Below are 22,293 nucleotides of genomic sequence, written 5' to 3'. Positions count from 1 at the left end.
CACGCTCCCGTCGCCCCTCAACCGAACGACGTCGGCACCTAGGCTGCATGGAAGCAGGCCGCAAGCACCGACGTCGTTGGTGGAGATGCTGTCCGCTAGTTCGCGAAGACGTCCTGCAGCTGCCCCTGCGGGCTCCACAGGGCCAGCGAGTCGCCGCCGTTGTTCAGCACGGATGCGGTTCCGCCGTTGTAGTAGGCGTCGTCGCTGTTGGTGCCGGGGCCGGTGTAGACCCGTAGCTCGGTGCCTGGGGCAAGGACGTAGCCGGTGCCGATTTCCAGCACGTTGTTGGCCGCGTCGCGGATGATGTAGCCGCTGACGTCCAGGGCGTGTCCGGTGACGTTGCGCAGCACCACGTGCTCACCGGTCTCCGGCTGCACATCGTTGCCGGCCGGATCGTTGACCGCGCCGGCGATCTCCACTCCGGCGCCGGCAGGGAAGGGCTTCTGCCCGTCCAGGTAGCGGACGGTCTGGATCGGGAAGTCGCCGGTGACCGCGTCGACGCCCAGATCGATGGAATGCTGGACGGCTTCGGGCGAGTTGGCGGTGTAGACGCCGATCACCAGGCCGGCGGCCTTGGTGTCGGCCACGTTTTGCGCCGTCAGGGTGCGGTAGTTGGTACCGACCGAATCGGCGAAGCTGGCCCAGGATTCCAGGACGGCCGGACCCGGCACGGTGCTGGCCAGTTGCTGCAGCACGATCTCCGGGGCGATCTGCGCGAACGTGCGGTTGGAGGACTCATCGAAACTCAGGACCTGGATCTTCTCCGCTGCGACGAGCTTCTTCCACTTGGCGTCGGTGCGCAGCTCGTCGGCGACGAGCTGCTCGATGCCCGGGGAGTTCTTCGGCGACTTGATCTCGATGTACACCCCGGTGTTGACCGTGGCGACCTTGGCGGCGTCGTCCAGGTGTGGGATGCGTTCGCCGGCAAACTCGGCGCCGAAGTAGGAGCCGGCGTCGAGCTGCTGCAGTTCGGCCCAGGTGAAGGAGGTGATCGGGTCGCTTGCGCGCTCCGGGAAGACGTCCTCGACGTTGGTGGTCCGGGCCGGGGTGTCGTCGTGGAACAGGAACGGCACACCGTCGGCGCTGAGCTGGACATCGATTTCGAAGAAGTCGGCGCCGGAGGCTCGGCCGTCCTTGAAGGCGGCCACGGTATTTTCCGGGGCCGTGCCGGCGGCACCGCGGTGGCCGATCAGCAGCGGTGCTTCTTGCTGCCCGGCCTTGTTGGTCTGGCCGGTGTTCTGCGCTGTGTTCTGGGCTGTGTTCAAGGCGGTGTTCTGGGCGCTGGCCGGAATGGCGCCGAGGGTAGCGCCGACGGCAACGGCCGCGACGGAGCAGGTCAATGTTCTGATCAAGCGAGATGCCATGGGAATGAGGCCCTTCGTAGGTGGTGTTCGTGCGGTCCCCCTGCGATCGAGCCTCACAGTGGTGGCGGACCTGCCGGCCAATTGGCTGTGAACGTCCGGTGAAAGGAAATATCACTTCCGACGACGAAGGGACGGCTACCTCCCCTGCCGGGACTGGCGCGGTTGCCGGCGCTAGACTCGGAGGGGCATGAACACTTCAGCCAATACCCCAAGTTCGGTGCGCGTTGATGCGTGGCTGTGGGCCATCCGCGCCTACAAGACGCGCTCAGCGGCCACTGCCGCCTGCCGCGCTGGCCACGTGCGCTTGAACGGCAACCCGGTCAAGGCCTCCCAGTCCGTGGTGCCCGGCGATACCCTGCGGGTGCGGCAGCCCGGCTACGAGCGGATCCTGGAAGTCCGCCGGTTGATCGCCAAGCGCGTCGGTGCCGAGGCGGCCTCGCATTGCTTCACCGACCACACTCCGCCGCGTCCGGTGGCTCCGGCGCTGGGCATCCCGCAGCGCGACCGCGGCACCGGCCGGCCCACCAAGAAGGATCGGCGGGACATGGAGAAGCTGCTCGGCGAACGCTAGGAGCCTGCTACTCGGCTGAGGGGTGGACGGTCCGGCCGGGTGAAAGCGGATCGGCGACCGGCCATCCAGCAGCTGCGCTGGGCACTGGATGGCGCCCCGGCTGCGGGAACAATGGTCGCCGGAGGGCCGCCCCAGGCCCCTCAGTTCGCCGGAACGACCAGCAGTCGCCGCAGGCGGGCGAGGTCTGCCCTCAGCCCGCGGCCCAACTGGAACCCCAAGACCGGCTCGAGCAGCCGCAGGGCACCGGACAGCCGGACCTCGAGGTCAGCCGTCACCTCCGTACCGTCGTTCAGCGGCCGAACGGTGTAGGCCCCGCCGCCGCGCCAAGGCCCCCCGGTCAGTTGCCACGACACATGGCGGCCGGGCTCGAAGGACCTGATGCGCCAATCCATCCTGACCTGTTTGCCGCCCATCGAGACTTCGGTATATCCGGCAGTGCCCGCGGCAGCGGCTCCTCCACCGACATATCCGGAGCCGGTCACCGAGTCCCGCCAGCTGGTTTCGTTGCCCACGGCGGCGAGGAAAGCGAACACTGCACCTGCGGGCTGCTCAATGACAATGGAGCCGGAGCGCTTCATTTCGCACCGCCCGGCCGTGCTGCATCCCGTCGCATGGCCGGGACCGGCATTTTCCCCTTCATGCCTTGAGCGTAACCCACTTCACAGAACCGACCGGACGGTACAAGATGGGAATCGGAGACGGCCACGCCGCCGTCCCTTAGATTCGTCATTATCTGAAGGAGACCAGGGCTGTGACCACCACTTCCCATGCCGCTTCGTCCACCCAGCCGGGCTACCGGGTCCAAAACCCCTCCACCGGCGAGGTGGTAGCGGAGTTCCCCACCGCCACGGATGCCGAGGTTCAGGACGCCATCGCCAGGTCCCAGGCCGCCTACACTTCCTGGCGCGAGGTGCCGATCGCGGACCGCGCCAAGGTGGTGGCCCGCCTGGCTGAACTGTTCACCGAACGCGCCGACGAGCTCGCGGCGATCATCACCGAGGAGATGGGCAAGCCGCTGTCCGAGTCCAAGGGCGAGGCCGAGTTCTGCACCGACATCTTCGACTACTTCGCCACCGAGGGCCCCGCGCTGGCAGCGGAGCAGGAGATCAAGGCCATCGGCGGCGGCCGTGCCATGATCCAGCGGCTGCCGGTCGGCCCGCTGCTGGGCATCATGCCGTGGAACTACCCGTATTACCAGGTGGCCCGCTTCGCCGCGCCGAACCTGGTGCTGGGCAACACCATCGTCCTCAAGCACGCCGAAACCTGCCCGCGCTCGGCGCTTGCCATCCAGCAGATCATGGACGACGCCGGTGTCCCCGAGGGCGTGTACATCAACGTCTTCGCCAGCCACGAACAGATCGCGGACATCATCGCCGACCCCCGCATCCAGGGCGTCTCGCTGACCGGCTCCGAGCGGGCCGGCGCGATCATCGGCGAGCTCGCCGGCAAGAACCTGAAGAAGGCCGTGCTGGAACTGGGCGGCTCCGACCCGTACGTGGTGCTGGACACCGACGACGTGAAGGCCACCGCCGCAGCGGCCTGGGCCACCCGGATCGAGAACACCGGCCAGGCCTGCAACTCCAACAAGCGCATGATCGTCATGGAGGACATCTACGACGACTTCGTGGCCGAGCTGACCAACCTGGCCAAGGACCTCAAGCCCGGCAACCCGGCCGAAGAGCTCGAAGGCACCTACGCCCCGCTCTCCTCGCGCGCCGCCGCGGAAGGACTGCACGAGCAGCTCAAGGACGCAGTGAACAAGGGCGCCACCCTGCACGCCGGAGGCACCCTGCACGACGGACCCGCCGCCTACCTGGCCCCGGCCGTGCTCACCGGCGTGACCCCGGAGATGCGCGCCTACCGCGAAGAGCTCTTCGGTCCGGTGGCCGTGGTCTACAAGGTCTCCAGCGACGAAGAAGCCCTGAAGCTGGCCAACGACACCGACTACGGCCTCGGCGGCGCGGTGTTCTCCACCGATGAGGACCGCGCGCGCAAGGTGGCCCAGCGCCTGGAAGTCGGCATGGCCAACGTAAACGGCGTCGGCGAAGCCGCGGACCTGCCCTTCGGCGGCGTGAAGCGCTCCGGTTTCGGCCGCGAACTCGGCCCGCTGGGCATGGACGAATTCGTCAACAAGCGCCTCTTCTACATCGGCGAGTAATCCCGGCGCACAGCGTCCACGAGTGGGCAGGCGCCCTTTCCCCGCGGGGGAAGGGCGCCTGCCCACTCGTCGTTTGGGGGCCTGTAACGCCGGCGAGGCCGGGTCCGGACGCGGTCGGCCGCGGACACCGGCGGCACCGGACCAAGGGACAGCTCAGGCGACGGCCGGCTCCCTGGTCAACTGCTTCAACCGGGCGCCCACGTCCGCAGCCGCCGCGGCCGGAATGTCCTGCCCGCGTGCCAAGGCATTCCGCACGGCCATGAAGTCGGCGGCGGAGTTGACGCAGTCGGCGGCGATGATCTTGCCTTCCCGGTAATACAGCAGCGAGAACTTGTCCGCCTCAGGGTCACCGCGCAGCACCGTCTGGTCGAAGCCTGCGGAGAGGCCGGCAATTTGCAGTTTGATGTCGCCTTGATCGGACCAGAACCATGGCAGCATCCGGTACGGCTCGCGGCGGCCCAGCAACGCTGCGGCAGCGGTTTTCGCGTGTTCTAAGGCGTGCGGCACCGACTCCATCCGCACCCGACCGCCGCTGCCGCGGACATAGGGATTGGGCAGGTTGGCGCAGTCACCGGCGGCCACGGTCCTGCCGTCGGAGCAGAGCCCGTGCTCGTCCACTTCGATCCCGTTCTCCACGGCGAGTCCCAGCTGCTCGGCCAGTTCGGTGCGCGGCACCACGCCAACGCCAATCAGCACGACGTCGGCGCTGACCTGGGTGCCATCGGCCAGTTCGACACCGGCCACCTGGCCGCCGGTGCCGGCCAGCCGGGTGATCTGCGCATCCAGCACCACGAGGGTGCCGCGGCGCTGGTGCGCGGCACGGAAGTACTCGCTGGTCTCCTCCGCGACGGCGCGGCCCACCAGCCGCGGAGCGGCCTCCAGGACCGTGACGCGTTTTCCGGCGGCCCGGGCGCCGGCAGCCACTTCCAGCCCGATGAACCCGCCGCCGATCACCACCACATCCCGGGCAGCTGCGAGATCCGCAGCCAGCCGTGCCGCGTCGGAGGCATCGCGCAGATAGTGCACGCCGGCCAGTTCCGCGCCCTCCAGCGGCAGCCGCCGCACGGCGGCCCCGGTGGCCAAAGCGAGCCGGGAGAAGCGGAAGGTGCGGCCGCCTGCGGAAGTCGCAGCACCGCCGTCGTTGTCCCGTTCAAGGTGGACTATCCGCTCACCGGTAATCAGCGAGATGTCCTGGCCCCGGTACCAGTCCGCGGTGCGGAGCGAGAGCGCAGCGACGTCAATGGTTCCGCCGTGCAGTTCCTTGGACAGCGGCGGGCGCTGGTACGGGGCATGAGGCTCCTCCCCCACCAACGTGATGGGCGAGGTGTCGCCCAACTCGCGCAGGCTGGCCGCCAACTGCACTCCTGTCTGGCACGCGCCGATAATCAGGGTGCCTGCATCCATCGCCATCGTCAGACCTGCGCGTCAGGGAGCCGGACGGCGAGGTCGGACACCACGGGCAGCTGGCAGGAGAGCCGGCTGTTGGCGCAGCGTTCGGAGGCGGTGCAGTCCAGCATCTCGTCCTCCACCTCGCTCATCTCCGGAAGCCCGTCCAGGTAGCCGTCTTCGATATACACGTGGCAGGTGGCGCACATGGCCGATCCGCCGCACTCGGCAACGATTCCGGGGAGTCCGTTGGAAACGGCTACGCGCATCACGCTGGTTTCGGCCTCGGCGTCCAGCACGTTTTGCAGGCCGTCGGGCTGGATGAAGGTTACTTTAGGCATGGTTCATTCCCTCGGTGGTGCTCAGGCGGCGGTCAGGTGCAGCGGGAGGCTGTCCAGGCCGCGGAGCGTGTTGTTGAGCTGCTGTTTCGGCTGGCCGGCCAGCTCGATCCGCGAAACGTGCCGGGCCAGAGCGGTCAGGAAGCACTCGCCTTCCAGCCGCGCCAGCATCTGGCCCAGGCAGGCATGGATGCCGAAGCCGAAGCCGACGTGTCCCGCGGCCTTGCGCTGGATGTCGAACGCGGCGGGGCTCTCCCACTGGCGCGGATCACGGTTTGCTGCGGCCAGGAACATCAGCACCTTGGAGCCTTCCGGCAGAGCGACGCCGGAGACCTCGGTGTCCTTGCTGGTGGTGCGGAAAAAGGTCTGCACGGGCGAGGAGTAGCGCACGGTTTCTTCAAAGGCAGCCCGGGCCAGCGAGGGATCATCCCGCAGGGCAGCGAACTGCTCCGGGTTCTCCGCCAGGCATTGCAGGGCGTTGCCGATGCCGTGCACCGTGGTGTCCACCCCCGCGGAAAGGAAGGAACGGAGCAGCTTGGCCTGGTCCTCCTCGTTGAACCCGGCCTGGGCAGCAGCGGCGTGGATCTGGGCGCCCAGCCCTTCCGATGCAGGGGAACCCGGCCGGCACTGTTCCATGATCCAGCCTTGCGCTGCGGCTCCGCGCTCGAGGGCTCGTTCGAAGTGGCCGTTTCGCGGACCGAAGGTATTGAAGACCATCGAGCCGTAGGGCAGCAGGTTCTCGCGGCCGTCCTTGGCCAGTCCGATGAAATCCGGGAACACGGCGAGCGGATAGGGCTCGGCCAGGTCGTGGACGCCGTCAATGACGCCACCTTGTGCGGCCACCCGTGCCACCAGTTCATCCGCGTGTGCCTGGAAGCCGTCCTTCAACGAGCGCAGCAGTTTCACGGTCAGGATCTTGGTGACCACCTGCCGGGCCTTCGTGTGCTGCGGCGGGTCCGCCTCCAGCAGCAGGCTCGGCGGCCGCCACGGCTTTTCCTTGGCGAAGTCGGAGATGCCGACGCCGCGCGAGGAGACGAAGGTTTCATGATCGGTTAGCACGCGGGAGACTTCGTCGTGGCGGGCCACACCATAGACCCCGTAGCGCTCCAGCCAGAAGACCGGGCCGGCTTCACGCATCTGCTCGTGCGCGTCGTAGGGATCGGTGAGGAAGTCGTCGCTGAACGGGTCCAGGTCCAGCACCGGCGCGTTCGTGGCGAGGGTTTCGGCTGTCATGGAGTTCCTCCTACTCGGCGACCAGCGACTGGACGTCCAGCTCGCTGCCGGTGATCTTGTACTTGAGCATCAGGTCGGCGGTTTTCTGCAACTGCTCCACATCCAGTTCGCCTTGGAACCGGGGCATTTCCGCGGCCTCGACCACGTCCGCGGTCACCTTCGTGAAACTCGGCACCAACTCGACCAGGCGTTCCCGGTTGCCTTGAAGTTCGTCAGCCGACGCCGCGATGGACTTCTTGAAGGCGGCGACCGCTTCGGGGTTTTCCTTGGCGAAGGCCTCCGTGGTGATCCAGCCGGCCACCGGCATGTCCGCCACCGGTCCGCTGAACAAGTCGCCGATCTTGACCAGTCCCGCAGCAGTGGCGCTGGACTGGAAGGGCTCCACCTGCCAGATGGCATCCACCGCGCCGCGTTCAAGCGCGGCCTGCATGTCCGGGTAGGGCATCTCCACCAGCTTCACGTCGTCGGCAGCGAGGCCCGCGTCCTCCATCAGCGCCTTGATCGCCACGGTTCCGATGTTCTGCAGGTTGTTCACGGCGAACGTCTTGCCTTTGAGATCCGCCACTTTTTCGATGCCGGACTCGGCGGTGACGAAGATGCCGTGATCGGCGCTGCCGACGTCGTTGCCAGAGAGCAAACGGATGGGCAGGCCCTTCTCCACGGCCAACAACGCCGAGGTGTAGTTGCTGTAGGTGATGTCGACGCTGCCGGAAATCAGCGCCGGAATAGCGGCGGCACCACCTTGGGTGGCCACCAGCTCGGCGTCGAGGCCGTTCTCCGCGAAGATTCCGGCCTCATCCGCGTTGACGGCGGTGGAGGTGTGCACCAGCGGGAAGTAGCCCACCTGGACCGAGTCGCCCGCTCCGGCACTGGCCTCCGAATCTGCCGCCGCGTTGCCGCTGCACGCGCTCAGGGCGAGCGCCGCCGTCGTCAATACTGCGAAGGTTGCCGCTGTGGTGATGTTTCTCCGTCGAAGCATCTTCATCCTTCCCGCGCCGGGACCTGTCCGTCCCGCATCCGTAGTTCCCGGCGACCTCTGCCGGCACTCAGAACTATGAGGTGTGCCACAATTGCCGAACAGTGTGCTTTCCGATGAAAGGAAAAACTCATGGCGAAGTCGTCAGCCGGACGCTCTGCTCTAAGCCGGATCATGCAGATCCTTGCCGCGTTCGACGTCGATGCCGTCTTCCTGACCGTCTCGCAACTGTCGGCCCGGAGCGGGCTGGCGCTGGCGACCACCCACCGGCTGGTCGCCGAGATGGAACAGTTCGGCCTGCTGGAACGCCAGTTGGACAAGACCTACCGCTTGGGCGTGCGCCTGTGGGAAATCGCTTGCCGGACACCCGGCGCGCTGGGCCTGCGCGAGATCGCCAAGCCGTACCTGCAGGAGGTACAGGCACGGGTGCGCCAACATACCCAGCTCGGGATTTTGGAAGGGTACGAAGTGCTTTTCCTGGAACGCCTCTCCGCGCGCGACGCAGTGGTCAATGTGACCCTGGTAGGCGGCCGGCTGCCGCTACACGCCTCCAGCAGCGGGCTGGTGTTGCTGGCCCACTCGGATGCCACATTCCAGGACGAGGTTCTGGCCGGCGACCTGTTCCGCTACACCGACCAGACTGTCCAAACACCGGAAAGCCTGCGCAGCCTGCTGCAGCAGATCCGCCGCGACGGCTATGCCTGCGGCAGGGGCTACATCCACCCCGAAGCGCGCGGAATCGCTGTTCCCATCCGCGGGGTCAACGATCTGGTGGTGGCCGCAGTGAGTGTGGTGGTGCCGAACGACGACGCGCCCGTCACCGGGCTCGTGCGGTTGCTGCAAGCTGCGGCGCAGGGCATCGGCAAGGATCTCCACGCAGCCTACGCTCCCTCGAATGACCCCGCCGCGACTCCCGGCGGCCGGTACCGGACGCTGGTTAGCTCCTCCCTCGATTCGATGGAATACCTACCCAGCGCGCCCCGCCCCCAGACCCGCCGCTGAGCTGATCTCCGTTTCCGGCTCGGTGTCACGTCGGCTTCCGGCGCCCACCAGCACCGCCCGCTGATCCGGGCATCCGGTGTTCAGCGCATCCACTGTTAGCCACATCCACTGTTCAGCAGGCGCCCTTTCCAGCCGCGGGAAGGGCACCTATTGAATAGTCGTTGGGGATAGGGTGCCGTGGACACCGGGACGGACAGCACGCAGAATGGGCGCATGGACCTGCCGCTGATGCCGCCCGTACCGCCCATGCTGGCCAAAGGGGTGGCCAAAATCCCCGACAGCGGAATGAAATACGAGCCGAAGTGGGACGGTTTCCGCTCGATCATCTTCCGCGACGGCGACGCCGTGGAGATCGGCAGCCGGAACGAGAAGCCGATGACCCGTTACTTCCCAGAATTGGTGGAGGCTTTCCGCGAGCAACTGCCGGAGCGCTGTGTGGTGGACGGGGAAATCATCCTGGTGGGCGAAGGCGGCGACCGGTTGGACTTCGAGATGCTGCAGCAGCGCATCCACCCCGCGGCCAGCCGGGTCAAGCTGCTGTCGGTGCAGACACCGGCCCGGTTCGTGGCGTTCGATCTGCTGGCGCTCGGCGACGAAGACCTGACCTCCCGCCCGTTCGAGGAACGCCGCGCCGCACTGGAGAAGGCGCTCTCCGCCGTCGTCAATCCCATCCACATGACGCGGACCACGGATGATCCGGCGGTGGCCCAGAAGTGGTTCCACGAATTCGAGGGCGCCGGGCTGGACGGCGTGGTGGCTAAACCGCTGGATGGGACCTACCAGCCGGACAAGCGGACCATGTTCAAGATCAAGCATGAGCGCACGGCCGATTGCGTGCTGGCCGGCTACCGGGTGCACAAGAGCGGTCCGGGCCGGGTGGGGTCGCTGCTGCTGGGCATCTACAACGACGACGGGACGCTGGTCCATGTGGGCGTGGCCGGGGCATTCAGCATGAAGCGCCGGGAGGAACTGTTCGAGGAACTCCAGCCGCTGATCGCCGATTCCGGCGAGCACCCCTGGAACCGGGAGCAGCACGAGGCCGGCCAGCGCACGCCGCTCACCTCGGAGGGCAGCCGGTGGAGCGGGGGCAAGGACTTGTCCTTCGTGCCGCTGCGGCCGGAGCGGGTGCTGGAGGTCAAGTACGACCACATGGAGGGCGAGCGCTTCCGGCACACCGCGCAGTTTGTCCGCTGGCGGCCGGACCGCGATCCAGAATCATGCACCTACGGGCAGTTGGACGAGCCGGTCTCCTACGACCTGAACGACGTGCTGCAGTAGCCGGGAGCTGCTTCAGCTTGGCCAACTCCAGCTTGGGCAGCCCCAGGTTCAACCCCCGACGATCGACTGTACTGACCTGGCCCCTCAAACCGCTTGGGACGGGCCAGATCCGTACAGTCGATCCGGTTCAGCGCCAGCCGGCGGCCGGCGCCACGTGCTGCACGATGTTGCCCAGCAGCTTGGCGTTGTAGTCCACGCCCAGGTAGTTCGGCACGGTTAGCAGCACCGTGTCCGCGGCTTGCACGGCCTGGTCGGCAGCCAGGTCCGCGGCAATCTTGTCCGGCTCGCCGATGTAGCTCTTGCCGAACCGGGAGCGGGTACCGTCCAGCATGCCGACCTGGTCATGCTGGTCGGTCTGGCCGCGCAGCCCGAAGTACCGGCGGTCTTCGTCGTCGACAATGGGCATCACGCTACGGCTGACCGAGACCCGGGGAACATGGGCGTGGCCGGCCTTTTGCCAAGCTTCGTGGAACAGGTGGATCTGTTCAGCCTGCAGTTGGTCGAAGGGCACGCCGGTGTCTTCGATCAGCAGCGTGGAGCTCATCAGGTTCATCCCCTGCTCGGCGGTCCAGACCGCAGTGGCCCGCGATCCTGCACCCCACCAGATCCGTTCCGGCAACCCGGCAGAGACCGGTTCCACCGGAAGCATGCCGACATGTCGGCCCTGCATGTGGTTCGGGTCCGCCGGCGCCATTCCCGCGCCGGTGATGGCGCGGCGGAACACCGTGGTGTGGCGGCGGGCCATGTCCGCGTCGGTCTCGCCGTCGGCCGGCCGGTAGCCGAAGGCCGTGGCCCCGTTCAACGCCGGTTCGGGCGACCCGCGACTGATCCCCAGCTGCAGGCGCCCTCCGCTGATCAGGTCCGTCGCCGCAGCCTCTTCGGCCATGTACAGCGGGTTTTCGTAGCGCATGTCGATCACGCCGGTGCCGATCTCGATCCGGCTGGTGCGCGCGGCGATGGCCGACAGCAGCGGAAAGGGCGAAGACTGCTGGCGGGCGAAGTGGTGCACCCGGAAGTAGGCGCCGTCCACGCCGGCTTCTTCCGCGGCCACGGCCAGGTCGATGCTCTGCAGCAGGCCCTCCGCAGCGGTAGGGACGGGCGAACCGATAGCCGGGCTCCAATGGCCGAACGAGAGAAAACCTAGACGCTTCACATCCGGCTCAACACCGCGGACGCTCCGCTGATTCCGTGGCGCCGATTCCGTTGCGCGCAGTCCGTCCCACGAGGAGCTCATGAGGTCACCTCGGGGGTGTTGGGGCCACGACGGGCAACGATGTCGAGTAGCCGATCGACGAGACGTGCCGCCTCCGCCTCGGCCATCGGTTCGGTGAACAGCGCGTAGAAGTACAAGGGCGCCACCACCAGTTCCAGAAGTTCCGCCAGCGTTGGCACCGATTCGCCGCGCTCCGCTGACTGGTCGAGCATCAACTGCAGCTGACGCTCGCGTTCGGCGAACGCAGGCGAAGCCCGATGCCGCTCTCCCGGACGGATCTCCAAGACCACGGCCCGGAGGATCAGCGGAACGCTCCCATCCCTCAGCGACTTCGCGACCGCCGCGGCATAGATGTGGAGGTCATCGCGCAGGGATCCGGTGGACGGAAGCGACGCGGTGGTGGCCGACCACTCGTTGACCACGTCATTCAGCAGGGCTGACATCGTCCCCCACCTTCGATAGATCGTCGCTTGGTGCACCCCCGACACCTCGGCCACCAGCGGGACGCTTAACTCCTCCCACGAGCGCGCTTCCAACAACTCCAGCACTGCCGTGTGAACGGCCGAGCGCACACGTGCCGACCGTCCTCCGGGGCGCTGCATGGTTCGTCCGTGGTCCATGCCGGAATCATAACGCGAATTTCCTTGCATTAATTTTCCCGATCAGCGTATAGTCGCTACCGCGAGGATCTTCGCGTTACCGAAAAACTGAGGGTTGCGCCATGAAGCGACAGGTTTTCAGGTTCACTGACCACTATTTCTGCATGGTGGTTGCGCCATGATGTCGACGAATCGATCAGCGACCGCAGCTGCCGATGGTACTGCCCGTGCTGGGCGGCGGCCGGTACTGGCGTACTGGCCCGCAGCGTTGGGGTTGTCCGCTGCAATGTTTCAGATCGCCACCGGAGTGGCCACCGGCGCGGTGGCCATCACGGTGGCGGCGGCGGCCAGCTGTTACCTGGCCGCCGCCGCGCTGGGTCGCCCCTGGATCGGCTGGGCCGCGATCCCCGTCGCGTCCATCGTGGTCATCGTCAGCGAGATCGCCGGCATCTTCTGGTGGGTGGGCCTGGCGGGCTTCGCGGCCATATTAGTCGTGGTCGGTGTGCTGCGCCGTGCCCAGGTCCGCTCCCTCAGCGCCCAGGGGCTGGCGATGCTCGGCTTTGGCGGCGTGGCCGTCGTCGCCGTCTTGGTCTCCCCACGTCTAGGACTCGCTTTGGCCGGTGTCGCATTGGCCAGTCACGCCGCTTGGGACTACGTGCACTGGCGGCGCAATACGGTGGTCCCTCGGTCGCTGGCCGAATTCTGCTTTGTGCTCGACATCCCCTTCGGGGTCGCGGCCATCGTGCTGGCCATCGTCGGATGGTAACCCCGACGTCTCGCCCCGCCCTTGCCGACCATCGAAACTGCGAACGACCGCCGGTACCCTCTGTACGCCGAATACCGATTCACGGGAAGCTGACATCATGCGGAAACTGACCTACGCCATGAACCTGAGCCTGGACGGCTACATCACGGCGCCCGGTGGCGACCTCGGCTGGAGCGTTCCGAGCGACGAGCTGTTCCAGTGGTGGTCGGACCGGGTGGGGGCCACTGGCTTGGCGCTGTACGGGCGCAAGCTCTGGGAGATGATGAGCTCCCATTGGCCGACCGCCGACCAGCAGCCCGGCGCCACACCGGCGCAGATCGAGTTCGCCCGACGCTGGCGCGACATGCCGAAGGTGGTGTTCTCCTCGACGATCAGCTCGGTCGACTGGAACACCCGCCTGGTCAGCGGCGATGCTGTCACCGAGATCACCCGGCTCAAGACTGAGAATGGCGGCCCCATGGACGTCAGCAGCGCCACCCTCGCTGCGGCGGCCATGCGGGCCGGGTTGATCGACGAGTACGCGCTGGCCACCCACCCCGTCCTGGTGGGCGGCGGCACGCCGTTCTTCACGGCCCTGGACAACTGGGTGAACCTGGATCTGGTGGAGACCCGGAAGTTTCCCGACGGCGTGCTCCTGACGAGGTACGTGTCCAGGCGCTGAATACCCGCGGCGGGCGGCACGTCCACCACGCGTGGTTACACCAGCGTCAGCTCGGTCCCGCCAGCGTCGGCGTTGCCCTACGGTCCGGGTTTGCCTCGGCCGTTCATCCGTCGACGGCCTGCCACGCGGTGACGGCCACCGCCCCGCCGTTGACGATGTCCAGCACCACCGGCAGCTTCTCCCGCTCGGTGCCCGCGTACGGTGCCGCCAGCACGGTGCCGACCCGGGGGTCACCGGCCGCGGCCATCGCGTTCCAGCCCAGCACCGCCCGCGCCGAGGCCCCCGGCTGCAGCACGACGGGTTCCAGCCCGGGGTCGTCCGTCATGAAGGTGCCACCCCGGAAAACCAGCACGCTCATCGCGGAGCCGCCCTCGTCGTCGAACGCGATGTCCGGATAGCGGGCTAGCGTGCAGGCACCCTCGCCGGTGTTGTTGATGAGCAGTTCCTGCGCCCGGTGTCCGGTTGCTGCATCGCCCCCTCCCAGTACGACGGCGGTGTCCCCGCCGGTGCACCACCGCTCGCCCTCGGGATCGGGATGGGGCGATTCAGGCGCCCCTGATTCAACCGCTGCCGACACCAGCGGCGAACCATAGACCACTGGCTCGGGCAGCGGTTCGGCAACCGGCGGCGCGGGTGCTGCCGCCTGGTTCGCGTTCTGCGCCAGCGGAAAGGCCGCAACCAGCAGTACAGCGAACAATGCAGCCGGGAGCAGTCGGAGCCAGCTCCGCGAGCCCGGTTCATCCCGGCTGGCGGAGCGGGCGGAGGTGGCGGGGCTGGCGGAGGTGGCGGGGCTGGCCGGTCCGCCGACGGCTTGCTGCAGCAGCGGGCGGGCGGCCAGCACGGCCGGCAGCCAACCCCAGAGCAATCCCCAGTAGGCGGCCGTTGACACCGCTGGCATCACCGGGCTTGCCAGCTCCAACAACCGGGCAGGCGGCCAGTTCGCGGCGATCCCGCCCAGTGCTACCAATCCGCCGGTCGCGGCCGCAGCGAGAATAACGACGCACCACAGTGCCAGGATCACCGTGCCGCGGCGCGCCGTGCCGGCTGAGGTGATGTCAGGGGTGGTGATGCCAGGGGTGTGGCCAGCGGCAGCGGAGACGGTTCCAGCAGCAGGGGTGCGCCCAGCAGCCGTGGCAGTTCCAGTCGTAGCCGCGCTGGCGAGCGGGGCCAGGGCGTACGCCACCCCTCCCACAGCGAGCGCGGAGACCAGCACGGCTGCCAGCGGCCAAGGGGCCACCGATGATGCCAGCCAGCCCGGCACCGTAGCCGGAAAGACCAACCCCACCGCGCTCATCGGAACCGGCCGACCGCCGGCCGCCATCAGGGCAAAGGCGCCGGTGGTCAGCAGCCACACTGCCGAAGAAGCCGCGCCCAGGACCAGGGCGGCGCGCCGGCGGGAACCAGCCGGACGCCGGGAAGGAGGCGCTGCGCGCCGGGATTCAGTCACGGGGCCAGCGTAGTCGAGGCGGATTCATGCCTCGGCCAGCTTGGTTGAGGCATGAATCCGCCTCGCCCACCGCGGGCGCCGCAGCCCCGTGCGGGCCACCCCGCGGGCCCCGCCCCAAACGACGGAGCAACAGACTCAGCCAGCCCCCACCCCGATGACGGGGGCGAGCAATCTCAGCCGTCCCACCGCCGTCGGGCCGTGACTTTGGCTAGCCGCCGTGCGGGACCACCACGGCGCGGCCGGAGATTTCGCCGGCCTGCAGCTTGCGGTAGGCGTCCAGTGCCTCATTCATGCTGAAGCGCTGGACTTCCGGCACTATCTGGCCGGCCTTGTACATGTCCACCACCTCGTGCAGGTCCTCGATGGTGCCCCAGTAGGTGTTGGTGATGACCGACTCGTACGGGTTGGTGAAGAAGCTCCACTCAAGGGTGCCGCCGGCGATGCCCACGACGGTCAGCCGGGACAGCCGGGCCATCGAGGCGGCGGCCGTCTTGACGGTAGGCCCGACGCCCACAAAGTCGAACGCGGCGTCGACTCCGCGGCCGCCGGTGATCTCGCGGATCCGCTCCGCCTGCCCTTCCCCGCCGGGGACGGTCACCGCGCCGGCTTCTTCGGCCCTGCGCATGGCGTCTTCCTTCATGTCCGTGGCAATCACGGTGGCACCGGTCAGCGCCTTCAGGATCTGCACGGCGATCTGCCCCAGTCCGCCGAGCCCGATCACCAGCGCATATTTGCCGCCGCCGGCCAGATGCGGCAGCGCTTGTTTGATCGCGTGGTACGGGGTGAGTGCGGCGTCGGCCAGCGGCGCCGCGGCAACCGGGTCGGCATCGCCCAGCGGCACCAGATTCCGGGCGGGGACCGAAACATACTCAGCCATCCCGCCGTCGCGCCCCAAACCAACGCCGAGGTACGGCATCTTGGCGGCATTCTCGCAGTAGGTGTCCTGGCCGCGCGAACAGGCCTTGCAGTGCCCGCAGCCGATCGGCCCGTAGACCAGGTAGGCGTCACCGACATTGAACCCCTCAACACCTTCGCCAAGTTCCTCCACCCAGCCGGAATTCTCGTGCCCCAGGGTGAACGGCGGCGGCACCGCGCCCGGTCGGCCGGCCTCGAAATCGTGGTAGATCGCCACATCGGAGTGGCAGGCGCCCGCGCCGGCAACCTTCAGCAGCACTTCGCCGGCCTGCAGCTTCGGCCGCTCCACGTCCTTGATCGTGGGGAACGTCTTGAATTCCTCGAACACTACGGCGCGCATGCTCCACTCCTTCGATCGATCCTGCTGGATGGTTCCGCCAGCCACCCTACCCATCAAAACATCATTAGTCAGCAAGCTGTCTTTTGTGTACCGTGGGGTTTGTGAGGCCGTCACGAACCCGCAACGGCGGGGCCGGCCCGATTCCAAAGGAGGCAATGAATGCAGACCGTGGAAGAAACCATTGATGTAGCCGTTCCGGTCCGTACCGCGTACGACCAGTGGACGCAGTTCGAGTCCTTTTCTAACTTCATGTCCGGGGTGGAGTCGGTGACGCAGCTGACCGACACCACCAACCATTGGAAGACGAAGATCGGCGGTGTCGAGCGCGAGTTCGATACCGAGATCGTGGAGCAGCAGCCGGACCAGCGCATCGCGTGGCGCAGCGTCGACGGCAAGTCGCACGCCGGCGTCGTCACGTTCAGCCAGCTCGGAGCCGACAGCACCCAGGTGTCCGTCCGCTTCGAATGGGACCCCGAAACCTTCACCGAGAAGGCAGGCGCGGCCCTGAACCTTGACGACAGGCAAGTGAAGTCGGACATGAAGAAGTTCAAGGAGTTCATCGAAACCCGCGGCACCGAGACCGGCGCCTGGCGCGGCGAAGTGAACGACAGCGGCCCCACCGGCACCCAGCTCTAGACCTTACTTCCCCTCATAACGACGGCGGTGGGCCGGCTCCTGGAGCCGGCCCACCGCCATGTGCGGCGTCCATCTGTCCGCTGCCCATACCCGGTAGGGTTCCGGTGAGGCCATAAATCTGCGGAACCGAAGGAATTGGACAGATGAAAAGGATGATCGGCGCCCTCATGTTGGTGCTGGCGGGACTGCTGGGAACAGCTTCGGCCGCGCACGCCGTGACCCCCACGGAGGTGGTCGTAGAGGACACCGCCGGCGTCCTTGACCAGAACACGCTCCTGCCCGCGGTCGAGGCGATCGACTTCTACCAACCGACCAAAGTCGCTGTCTATACCTACAACGGCTCTGCCTCTGCCAACCTCAACGAAGAAGTGCTTCGCTTCGCCCGCGCGGAGCATCCGGAGTGGCTCAGCGCCGACGGTCAGAAGTGGGCGGACGGGCTCTTTATCTTCGCGCTGGATCCGGTGGGCCGGTGGGTCGGAACCTATATGGGCGAGGACCGCAAGATCCCGCTGGAGCAGCGCGAGGACATCCAGGAGGCCACCAAAGAACTGTTCCGTGATGCCCAGTGGACCGACGGAACCATCGCCGGCATCGAGCGCGGCGCTGAGTTGATCAACCGCCCGTGGTACCGCTCCGGGGCCTTCATCGGCAGCCTCTGGGCGGGCGGCATCGCCGTCGTCGGGTTCTTCGGAGTCCGCTTTGGTGTACGCCGGCAGAACCTGATCAGGGCCCGTCGCGAGATTGAGCGCGGGGACCGCAGCTACTCCAACGTCTCCATGGACCTGGACGCCACGGAGGTCAATGCGAACACCATTCCGCCGACGTCTGAGTACGGCTCGCGGGTGCTGGAAAAATACCGCGGCTTCATGACCGGCTACACCGAAGCCAGCAAGCTCAACGACAGGGTCCACGCCATGAGCGAGAAGGATTTGAAGTCGGGCAAGAACGTCAAGACAGCGGCCGAGTACGCGCGCATGGCGACGGAGCTGGATGCCCTGGATGACGTCATCGCCGATACCAACACGTTCCTGAACTTGGCATCCGGTTGGGAGCGTGTCTGGGACCGGCAACTGGCACCCTTGCGCGAGGACCTGGACGGCATTGATTCGCTGATCGAGGAGGGGCCGGAGAGCGCAAGATCATCGGCAACGGCTGCGTCGCTGCGCTCTTTCCGCGACCACATCCGGGAGGAACTGGAGGACTGGGCCGCCGGCCTCGCCGACGGACGGACCACACCGGACAGCGCGCTGCGCTTGGTGCAGGACAGCCGGGGCGAATTCACCGAGTTGCTGAAGGCGCACGCGGACACGGTCATCGATGCGTATGCGAAAACGTCCTCGGAGAAGGACAAAATGCGCGAGGAGATGGACGAGGAACTCCGCAGCGGAGAGCGCCGGTCCTCCCCCACCATCTTGGACACGGTGTACCCGCCGTACATGTTCTACTCCGCCTACTCGTTCAACGCCGGCTATAGCTCGGCGCAAAGCAGCGTCGATTCCTCACGCAGCAGCGGCAGCACCACCGGCTATGGCAGCAGCGGCGGGAGCTTCAGCGGCTCGGGCAGTTCGTCCAGGTTCTAGGGTGTGCCTCCGGCGACTGGAGCTCTTGACGACCGCGCAGGCCTGAGTATGGTTAAGGCATCTCTTACATAAGGAGTTGCTTACATGGCAGGGGATCAGCTGAGCTTGGTCTTCGCCGCGCTGGCTGATCCGACCCGCAGGGCCATCCTGTCCCGCTTGCGGCAAGGTTCGGCCACCGCCGGCCAACTCGCAGAACCGTTCCAGATCAGCCGGCCCGCTGTGTCACAGCATCTGCGGGTGCTGGAAAAGGCTGGCCTGATCGAACGGACCGCCACCGCGCAGTGGCGAAACTGCACCCTCCGCACCGAACCTTTGGACGACGTTTCGGCCTGGATTGACCATCACCGCGGTCTCTGGAACGAGCGCTTTGATTTGTTGGACGAGCGGCTCCGCGAACTCAAGGAGAAAACCGAAAATGACTGAACAAACCGCTACCCAAGACAAGCAGTTCACCATCACCCGGGTTTTCGACGCACCGCGCGAGAGCGTCTGGCGCGCATGGACCGACCCGGACGAAGCCGCTCGCTGGTGGCACCCCCGCGAAGTCACCAGCCCGCGCGAGTTTGTCCGGATCGACGGACGCGTCGGCGGGACCTATGAGTACAAGATGATCGCGCCCGACGGCAGCGAATATCCCACGGCCGGGCAGTATCTCGAAGTGGTGGAACCGGAACTGCTCGTCTTCACGTGGGCTTCGCCCGGTGACCGGGTCGAAGATTCACCGATCATCACGGTGCAGCTGGCCGAGCTGGAAGGCGGTCGCACCGAGATGACCTTCCACCTCCGGGGCATCGCTGGCTTCGCCGGGGATAACAATGTCTTCGACGGTTGGAGCGAGGCGCTGGACATCCTCGCGGAGCAACTCGGCTGACTCCTAAGCTGGCGTCTGCCATGACGACGGCGGCGTCCGGCTTCGGTCGGAGGCCGCCCGCCATGACGCGGGAGCCCGGCTTGCCATGCCCGTATTCTTCGGGGCGGAGTGACCTCTACTCGCCGATGTAACGATCGGTCACAGGGGTCGTCGGGCAAAATTTCTCGGGATTTTTCGACCATTTCCGAGGAAACCGGTTTACTCTAGGCCGCAGGGGATTTACCGATCAGCCAATGGGGGCACAACATGCGGGAAAATCAGCAACGTCGTGACGACAATTCGTCCGAAACAATGGAGCGTATGGGCCCAAAGCCCCTCCACGGGATGGGCAGGGACATCGGCATGCCGAACCTTGCCGCCGCCCAAATACCCGGTCCGGGAACCGCACACGTGGTGGCCGGCGAGGACCGGCGGCTGCCGGACGACGCCGCGGATCCGATGGAACAGGTAGGCCATCTCGACCGGCCGCGCCGCAGCCGCAGCTGGATTCCGTGGAGCCGTGGAACCGGCCGGCACCGCCTGGCCTGAATCGGGCCTGAAGAACAGGCGGGCTCCGGTCAACGGATAGGTTCCGCAACCTACCGGTGAAGCTAATCCGGCGATGGTTGCCAGAGACCCTCCTGTCCGTTTCCATGACGCAATCGTGGGCTGGCACCTCCGCAGGTGCCAGCCCACCACCGTCTTCCGCGCCGGTAAGCGCACACCATCCGGGTAATCGATGCATTTCGATCCGTCGGCGGCGGTTCACCCGGGATTCAGCCCGATTCCATCAATGCCACTCCCCGTGCTCCTAGAGTCCGACGGTGGGGCCAGCAAGTGCCCCACTCGCGAACTCAACAGGAGACTTGATGAAGAACCGAAAGGTGTTCACGCGCTGCGCCGCGGCAACACTGGGGCTGGCCGTCGTTGTGGGTCCGATCGCTTCTGCCACGGCAGCGCCGATTGACGGCGCCGCCGAATCCACTTCCACCGTCCTCAACGTTGGCGCCAACGAGTCCGAACGCAACCTTGTCTGGTACTCCAGTTCGTCCAATCCCCAGGCAGCCCGCATCGCTGTCAAGGGCAACGAAGCCAACACCACCCGTACGGTCCTGCCGGTCAAGTCCGGTGCTGCTCAGGCCGAGGGACAGACCTACTACCAGGCCACGTTCTCGGACTTGGCCGCCTCAACGACTTACACCTACCAGGTGGGTTCGGACGTTGACGGCTGGTCCGAAAGCTACGAGTTCTCGACGCAGACCGACGGCGATTTCGATTTCCTGGTGTACGGCGACCCGCAGATCGGTTCCGGCGGCGGCCAGCCCACGGACGGCGGCGCCTGGCAGAACACACTGACGACGTCGACCTCGAAATTCCCCGGCGCGGACTTCCTGCTGTCCGTCGGCGACCAGGTGAACACTCACGACGATGCGGCCGAGTACGCCGATTTCCTGGCTCCCGACCAGTTGCGCGAAAACGCCCTGGCCACGAACGTCGGCAACCACGACGTGGGCCCCAGCTACGGTGAGCACTTCTTCATGCCTAACTCCGACCCGGTAGCCGGTGCCCAGCACCCGGGCCTGGGCAACTACTGGTACGTCTACAACGACGTGCTGTTCCTGTCCCTGAACTCGAACGTTCGGGACAACCAGCAGCACTTCGACTGGATGGAACAGGTCATAGCCGAGCACGGCCAAGACGCCAAGTGGAAGGTCGCAACCTGGCACCACGCCCTCTACTCGACCGCGTCGCACTCCACCGACAGCGACGTCGAGGCCCGCCGCACGGATATGCCGCTGGAGATGTCGAAGCTGGACATCGACTTGGTCCTCTCCGGCCACGACCACGTCTACACCCGCTCGCACCTGCTGCACAGCGGCCATGCGGTCGGCGATCTTTCCGCGCCGAGCAAGCTGGAGAAATTCCCGGGCGAAGTGCTCTACATGAGCCACAACTCCTCCACCGGCTCCAAGTACTACCAAGTCACCGGCATGGACTACCCGTTCAACGCCATCACCAGCCAGGAACGGACCCCGAGCTACACGCATGTGACGGTAACGGACGAGTCCCTGCGTGCCGTCACCTACCAGGTAGCCGACGGAAAGGTCCTGGACGACGTCACGCTCTCCGATGCACCCGAGGGCGCTACGCCGAACCCCGTTCCGGACTACCCGGCGGAGACCGTGTTCGAACCGGAGCCTGTCTTCGACGAGCCGATCGCACCCGTGGTTGACGAAAAAACCGGCGAGGTGACCGCGCAGGCACGTATCCTGACCGGCAATGACGACATCGAGCAGTACGTCGCAACGGGCGAGGTGTACCTGGACTCGTCCGACCTCGAGGTCACCGAAGAGAGCCCCGGCGAGGCCGACACCGAACAGCAGATCATCGGGCTGCGCTACGACCGGTTGGCCATTCCGGCAGGTGCCAAGATCACCTCCGCACACCTGCAGTTCACCACTGATGAGCCCAAGAAGTCCGCTGACCCGTTCAACGTGGCCATCGCCGTCGAGAATTCGGCCGACTCCCTGCCGTTCAAGGAGGAGGACAACAACCTCTCCTCGCGTAGCTTCCTGGACACCACGGTGGAGTGGAAGGACATCCCGCTCTGGACCCTGGCGCAGGAAGCCGGCCCCGACCAGCGCACCCCTGACCTGTCCGCACTGATCCAGTCGATCGTCGACGGCGAAGGCTGGGAAGAGGGCAACGCGCTCACGCTGGCGCTCTCCGGAACCGGCAACCGGACCGCCGAAGCGTACGAAGGCGGCTCCGGTGCTGAGGCCCCGATTCTGTGGGTGACCTATGAAATGCCGGCCGAGCCGGAGAAGAAGCGCGGCAAGTCGGCCGACGCCCCCGGCCACAACAAGGACACCATGCATGACCGCGGCCGCTCCCACCTGGCCCCGGGCCACAACAAGTAATTCACTGCAGCAGGCAAACTGACCGTCGCCGGCCAGTCGCGCAGAAGCGCCGTCCTCCC

The 22,293-nt window shown here is 66.6% G+C and carries 22 protein-coding genes; 12 read left to right on the top strand and 10 right to left on the bottom strand.

The annotated features are described in order from the left end of the window. Positions 1-95: 95 nt before the first annotated feature. A complete protein-coding gene (locus tag E4J89_RS11660) occupies positions 96-1,352 on the bottom strand; it encodes a glycerophosphodiester phosphodiesterase family protein (RefSeq protein WP_346763381.1) in 1,257 nt (418 codons plus the stop codon). A 199-nt stretch (positions 1,353-1,551) separates the two neighbouring features. Between E4J89_RS11660 and E4J89_RS11655 the strand changes: the two genes are divergently transcribed. Continuing rightward, positions 1,552-1,935 (top strand): RNA-binding S4 domain-containing protein, encoded by a 384-nt coding sequence (locus E4J89_RS11655; protein ID WP_136786310.1) that lies wholly within the window; start codon positions 1,552-1,554, stop codon positions 1,933-1,935. A 140-nt stretch (positions 1,936-2,075) separates the two neighbouring features. Here E4J89_RS11655 and E4J89_RS11650 read toward each other — a convergent pair whose 3' ends face one another. Next, positions 2,076-2,513 carry an SRPBCC family protein gene (locus E4J89_RS11650; protein WP_136786309.1) on the bottom strand — a complete coding sequence of 146 codons (438 nt, stop codon included), beginning with the start codon at positions 2,511-2,513 and terminating at the stop codon, positions 2,076-2,078. Positions 2,514-2,686: 173 nt separating this feature from the next. On the opposite strand from E4J89_RS11650, the gene E4J89_RS11645 reads away from it, so the two are divergent. Beyond that, complete coding sequence (locus tag E4J89_RS11645; RefSeq protein WP_136786308.1) at positions 2,687-4,093, top strand: NAD-dependent succinate-semialdehyde dehydrogenase; 1,407 nt, start codon at positions 2,687-2,689, stop codon at positions 4,091-4,093. Between the two features lie 153 nt (positions 4,094-4,246). On the opposite strand, the gene E4J89_RS11640 is transcribed toward E4J89_RS11645, so the two are convergent. The 4 genes from E4J89_RS11640 to E4J89_RS11625 are packed head-to-tail and all read right to left on the bottom strand — an operon-like array spanning position 4,247 to position 8,029. Then, entirely contained in the window at positions 4,247-5,503 is a 1,257-nt protein-coding gene (locus E4J89_RS11640; RefSeq protein ID WP_136786307.1) for an FAD-dependent oxidoreductase, read from the bottom strand. Positions 5,504-5,505: 2 nt separating this feature from the next. Continuing rightward, positions 5,506-5,820 carry a 2Fe-2S iron-sulfur cluster-binding protein gene (locus tag E4J89_RS11635; RefSeq protein WP_136786306.1) on the bottom strand — a complete coding sequence of 105 codons (315 nt, stop codon included), beginning with the start codon at positions 5,818-5,820 and terminating at the stop codon, positions 5,506-5,508. Between the two features lie 21 nt (positions 5,821-5,841). Then, entirely contained in the window at positions 5,842-7,050 is a 1,209-nt protein-coding gene (locus E4J89_RS11630) for a cytochrome P450 (protein ID WP_136786305.1), read from the bottom strand. Between the two features lie 10 nt (positions 7,051-7,060). Then, positions 7,061-8,029 carry an ABC transporter substrate-binding protein gene (locus tag E4J89_RS11625; protein WP_136786304.1) on the bottom strand — a complete coding sequence of 323 codons (969 nt, stop codon included), beginning with the start codon at positions 8,027-8,029 and terminating at the stop codon, positions 7,061-7,063. Positions 8,030-8,158: 129 nt separating this feature from the next. Between E4J89_RS11625 and E4J89_RS11620 the strand changes: the two genes are divergently transcribed. Both E4J89_RS11620 and E4J89_RS11615 read left to right on the top strand, forming a co-directional pair. After that, positions 8,159-9,028, top strand: coding sequence for an IclR family transcriptional regulator (locus E4J89_RS11620; protein ID WP_136786303.1), 870 nt, complete (start codon positions 8,159-8,161; stop codon positions 9,026-9,028). A gap of 213 nt (positions 9,029-9,241) precedes the next feature. Beyond that, positions 9,242-10,306 (top strand): ATP-dependent DNA ligase, encoded by a 1,065-nt coding sequence (locus E4J89_RS11615; protein ID WP_136786302.1) that lies wholly within the window; start codon positions 9,242-9,244, stop codon positions 10,304-10,306. 127 nt (positions 10,307-10,433) lie between these two features. Here E4J89_RS11615 and E4J89_RS11610 read toward each other — a convergent pair whose 3' ends face one another. Together E4J89_RS11610 and E4J89_RS11605 are read right to left on the bottom strand one after the other, a co-directional pair. Next, a complete protein-coding gene (locus tag E4J89_RS11610; RefSeq protein WP_240691868.1) occupies positions 10,434-11,459 on the bottom strand; it encodes an LLM class flavin-dependent oxidoreductase in 1,026 nt (341 codons plus the stop codon). A 77-nt stretch (positions 11,460-11,536) separates the two neighbouring features. Continuing rightward, positions 11,537-12,139 (bottom strand): TetR-like C-terminal domain-containing protein, encoded by a 603-nt coding sequence (locus tag E4J89_RS11605; protein ID WP_169303992.1) that lies wholly within the window; start codon positions 12,137-12,139, stop codon positions 11,537-11,539. Between the two features lie 265 nt (positions 12,140-12,404). Here E4J89_RS11605 and E4J89_RS11600 point away from each other — a divergent pair, with 265 nt between their 5' ends. Further along, complete coding sequence (locus E4J89_RS11600) at positions 12,405-12,884, top strand: hypothetical protein (RefSeq protein ID WP_205754483.1); 480 nt, start codon at positions 12,405-12,407, stop codon at positions 12,882-12,884. A 97-nt stretch (positions 12,885-12,981) separates the two neighbouring features. After that, positions 12,982-13,545 carry a dihydrofolate reductase family protein gene (locus tag E4J89_RS11595; RefSeq protein WP_136786299.1) on the top strand — a complete coding sequence of 188 codons (564 nt, stop codon included), beginning with the start codon at positions 12,982-12,984 and terminating at the stop codon, positions 13,543-13,545. 103 nt (positions 13,546-13,648) lie between these two features. On the opposite strand, the gene E4J89_RS11590 is transcribed toward E4J89_RS11595, so the two are convergent. After that, positions 13,649-14,992 carry a DUF4232 domain-containing protein gene (locus E4J89_RS11590; protein ID WP_136786298.1) on the bottom strand — a complete coding sequence of 448 codons (1,344 nt, stop codon included), beginning with the start codon at positions 14,990-14,992 and terminating at the stop codon, positions 13,649-13,651. A 208-nt stretch (positions 14,993-15,200) separates the two neighbouring features. After that, on the bottom strand, positions 15,201-16,247 hold the full coding sequence (locus E4J89_RS11585; protein ID WP_136786297.1) for an NAD(P)-dependent alcohol dehydrogenase: 1,047 nt from the start codon (positions 16,245-16,247) through the stop codon (positions 15,201-15,203). A gap of 159 nt (positions 16,248-16,406) precedes the next feature. On the opposite strand from E4J89_RS11585, the gene E4J89_RS11580 reads away from it, so the two are divergent. The 6 genes from E4J89_RS11580 (at position 16,407) to E4J89_RS11555 (ending at position 22,234) form a co-directional block, all read left to right on the top strand. After that, a complete protein-coding gene (locus E4J89_RS11580; RefSeq protein WP_136786296.1) occupies positions 16,407-16,883 on the top strand; it encodes an SRPBCC family protein in 477 nt (158 codons plus the stop codon). Between the two features lie 143 nt (positions 16,884-17,026). Continuing rightward, entirely contained in the window at positions 17,027-18,463 is a 1,437-nt protein-coding gene (locus tag E4J89_RS11575; RefSeq protein ID WP_136786295.1) for a DUF5129 domain-containing protein, read from the top strand. Between the two features lie 84 nt (positions 18,464-18,547). Then, positions 18,548-18,886, top strand: coding sequence for a metalloregulator ArsR/SmtB family transcription factor (locus E4J89_RS11570; protein WP_136786294.1), 339 nt, complete (start codon positions 18,548-18,550; stop codon positions 18,884-18,886). Further along, entirely contained in the window at positions 18,879-19,334 is a 456-nt protein-coding gene (locus E4J89_RS11565; protein WP_136786293.1) for an SRPBCC domain-containing protein, read from the top strand. The genes E4J89_RS11570 and E4J89_RS11565 overlap by 8 nt, the downstream gene beginning before the upstream one ends. Before the next feature lie 300 nt (positions 19,335-19,634). Then, positions 19,635-19,862: a hypothetical protein gene (locus E4J89_RS11560; protein WP_136786292.1), complete on the top strand. Its 228-nt coding sequence runs from the start codon at positions 19,635-19,637 to the stop codon at positions 19,860-19,862. Positions 19,863-20,182: 320 nt separating this feature from the next. Beyond that, positions 20,183-22,234 (top strand): metallophosphoesterase family protein, encoded by a 2,052-nt coding sequence (locus E4J89_RS11555; protein ID WP_136786291.1) that lies wholly within the window; start codon positions 20,183-20,185, stop codon positions 22,232-22,234. Positions 22,235-22,293 lie beyond the last annotated feature (59 nt).

It is taken from the genome of Arthrobacter sp. CAU 1506, assembly GCF_005047635.1.
Classification (GTDB): Bacteria; Actinomycetota; Actinomycetes; order Actinomycetales; family Micrococcaceae; genus Crystallibacter.
Note: the sequence above shows the minus strand (reverse complement) of the source record. Positions and strands in the feature narration are given on the sequence as shown.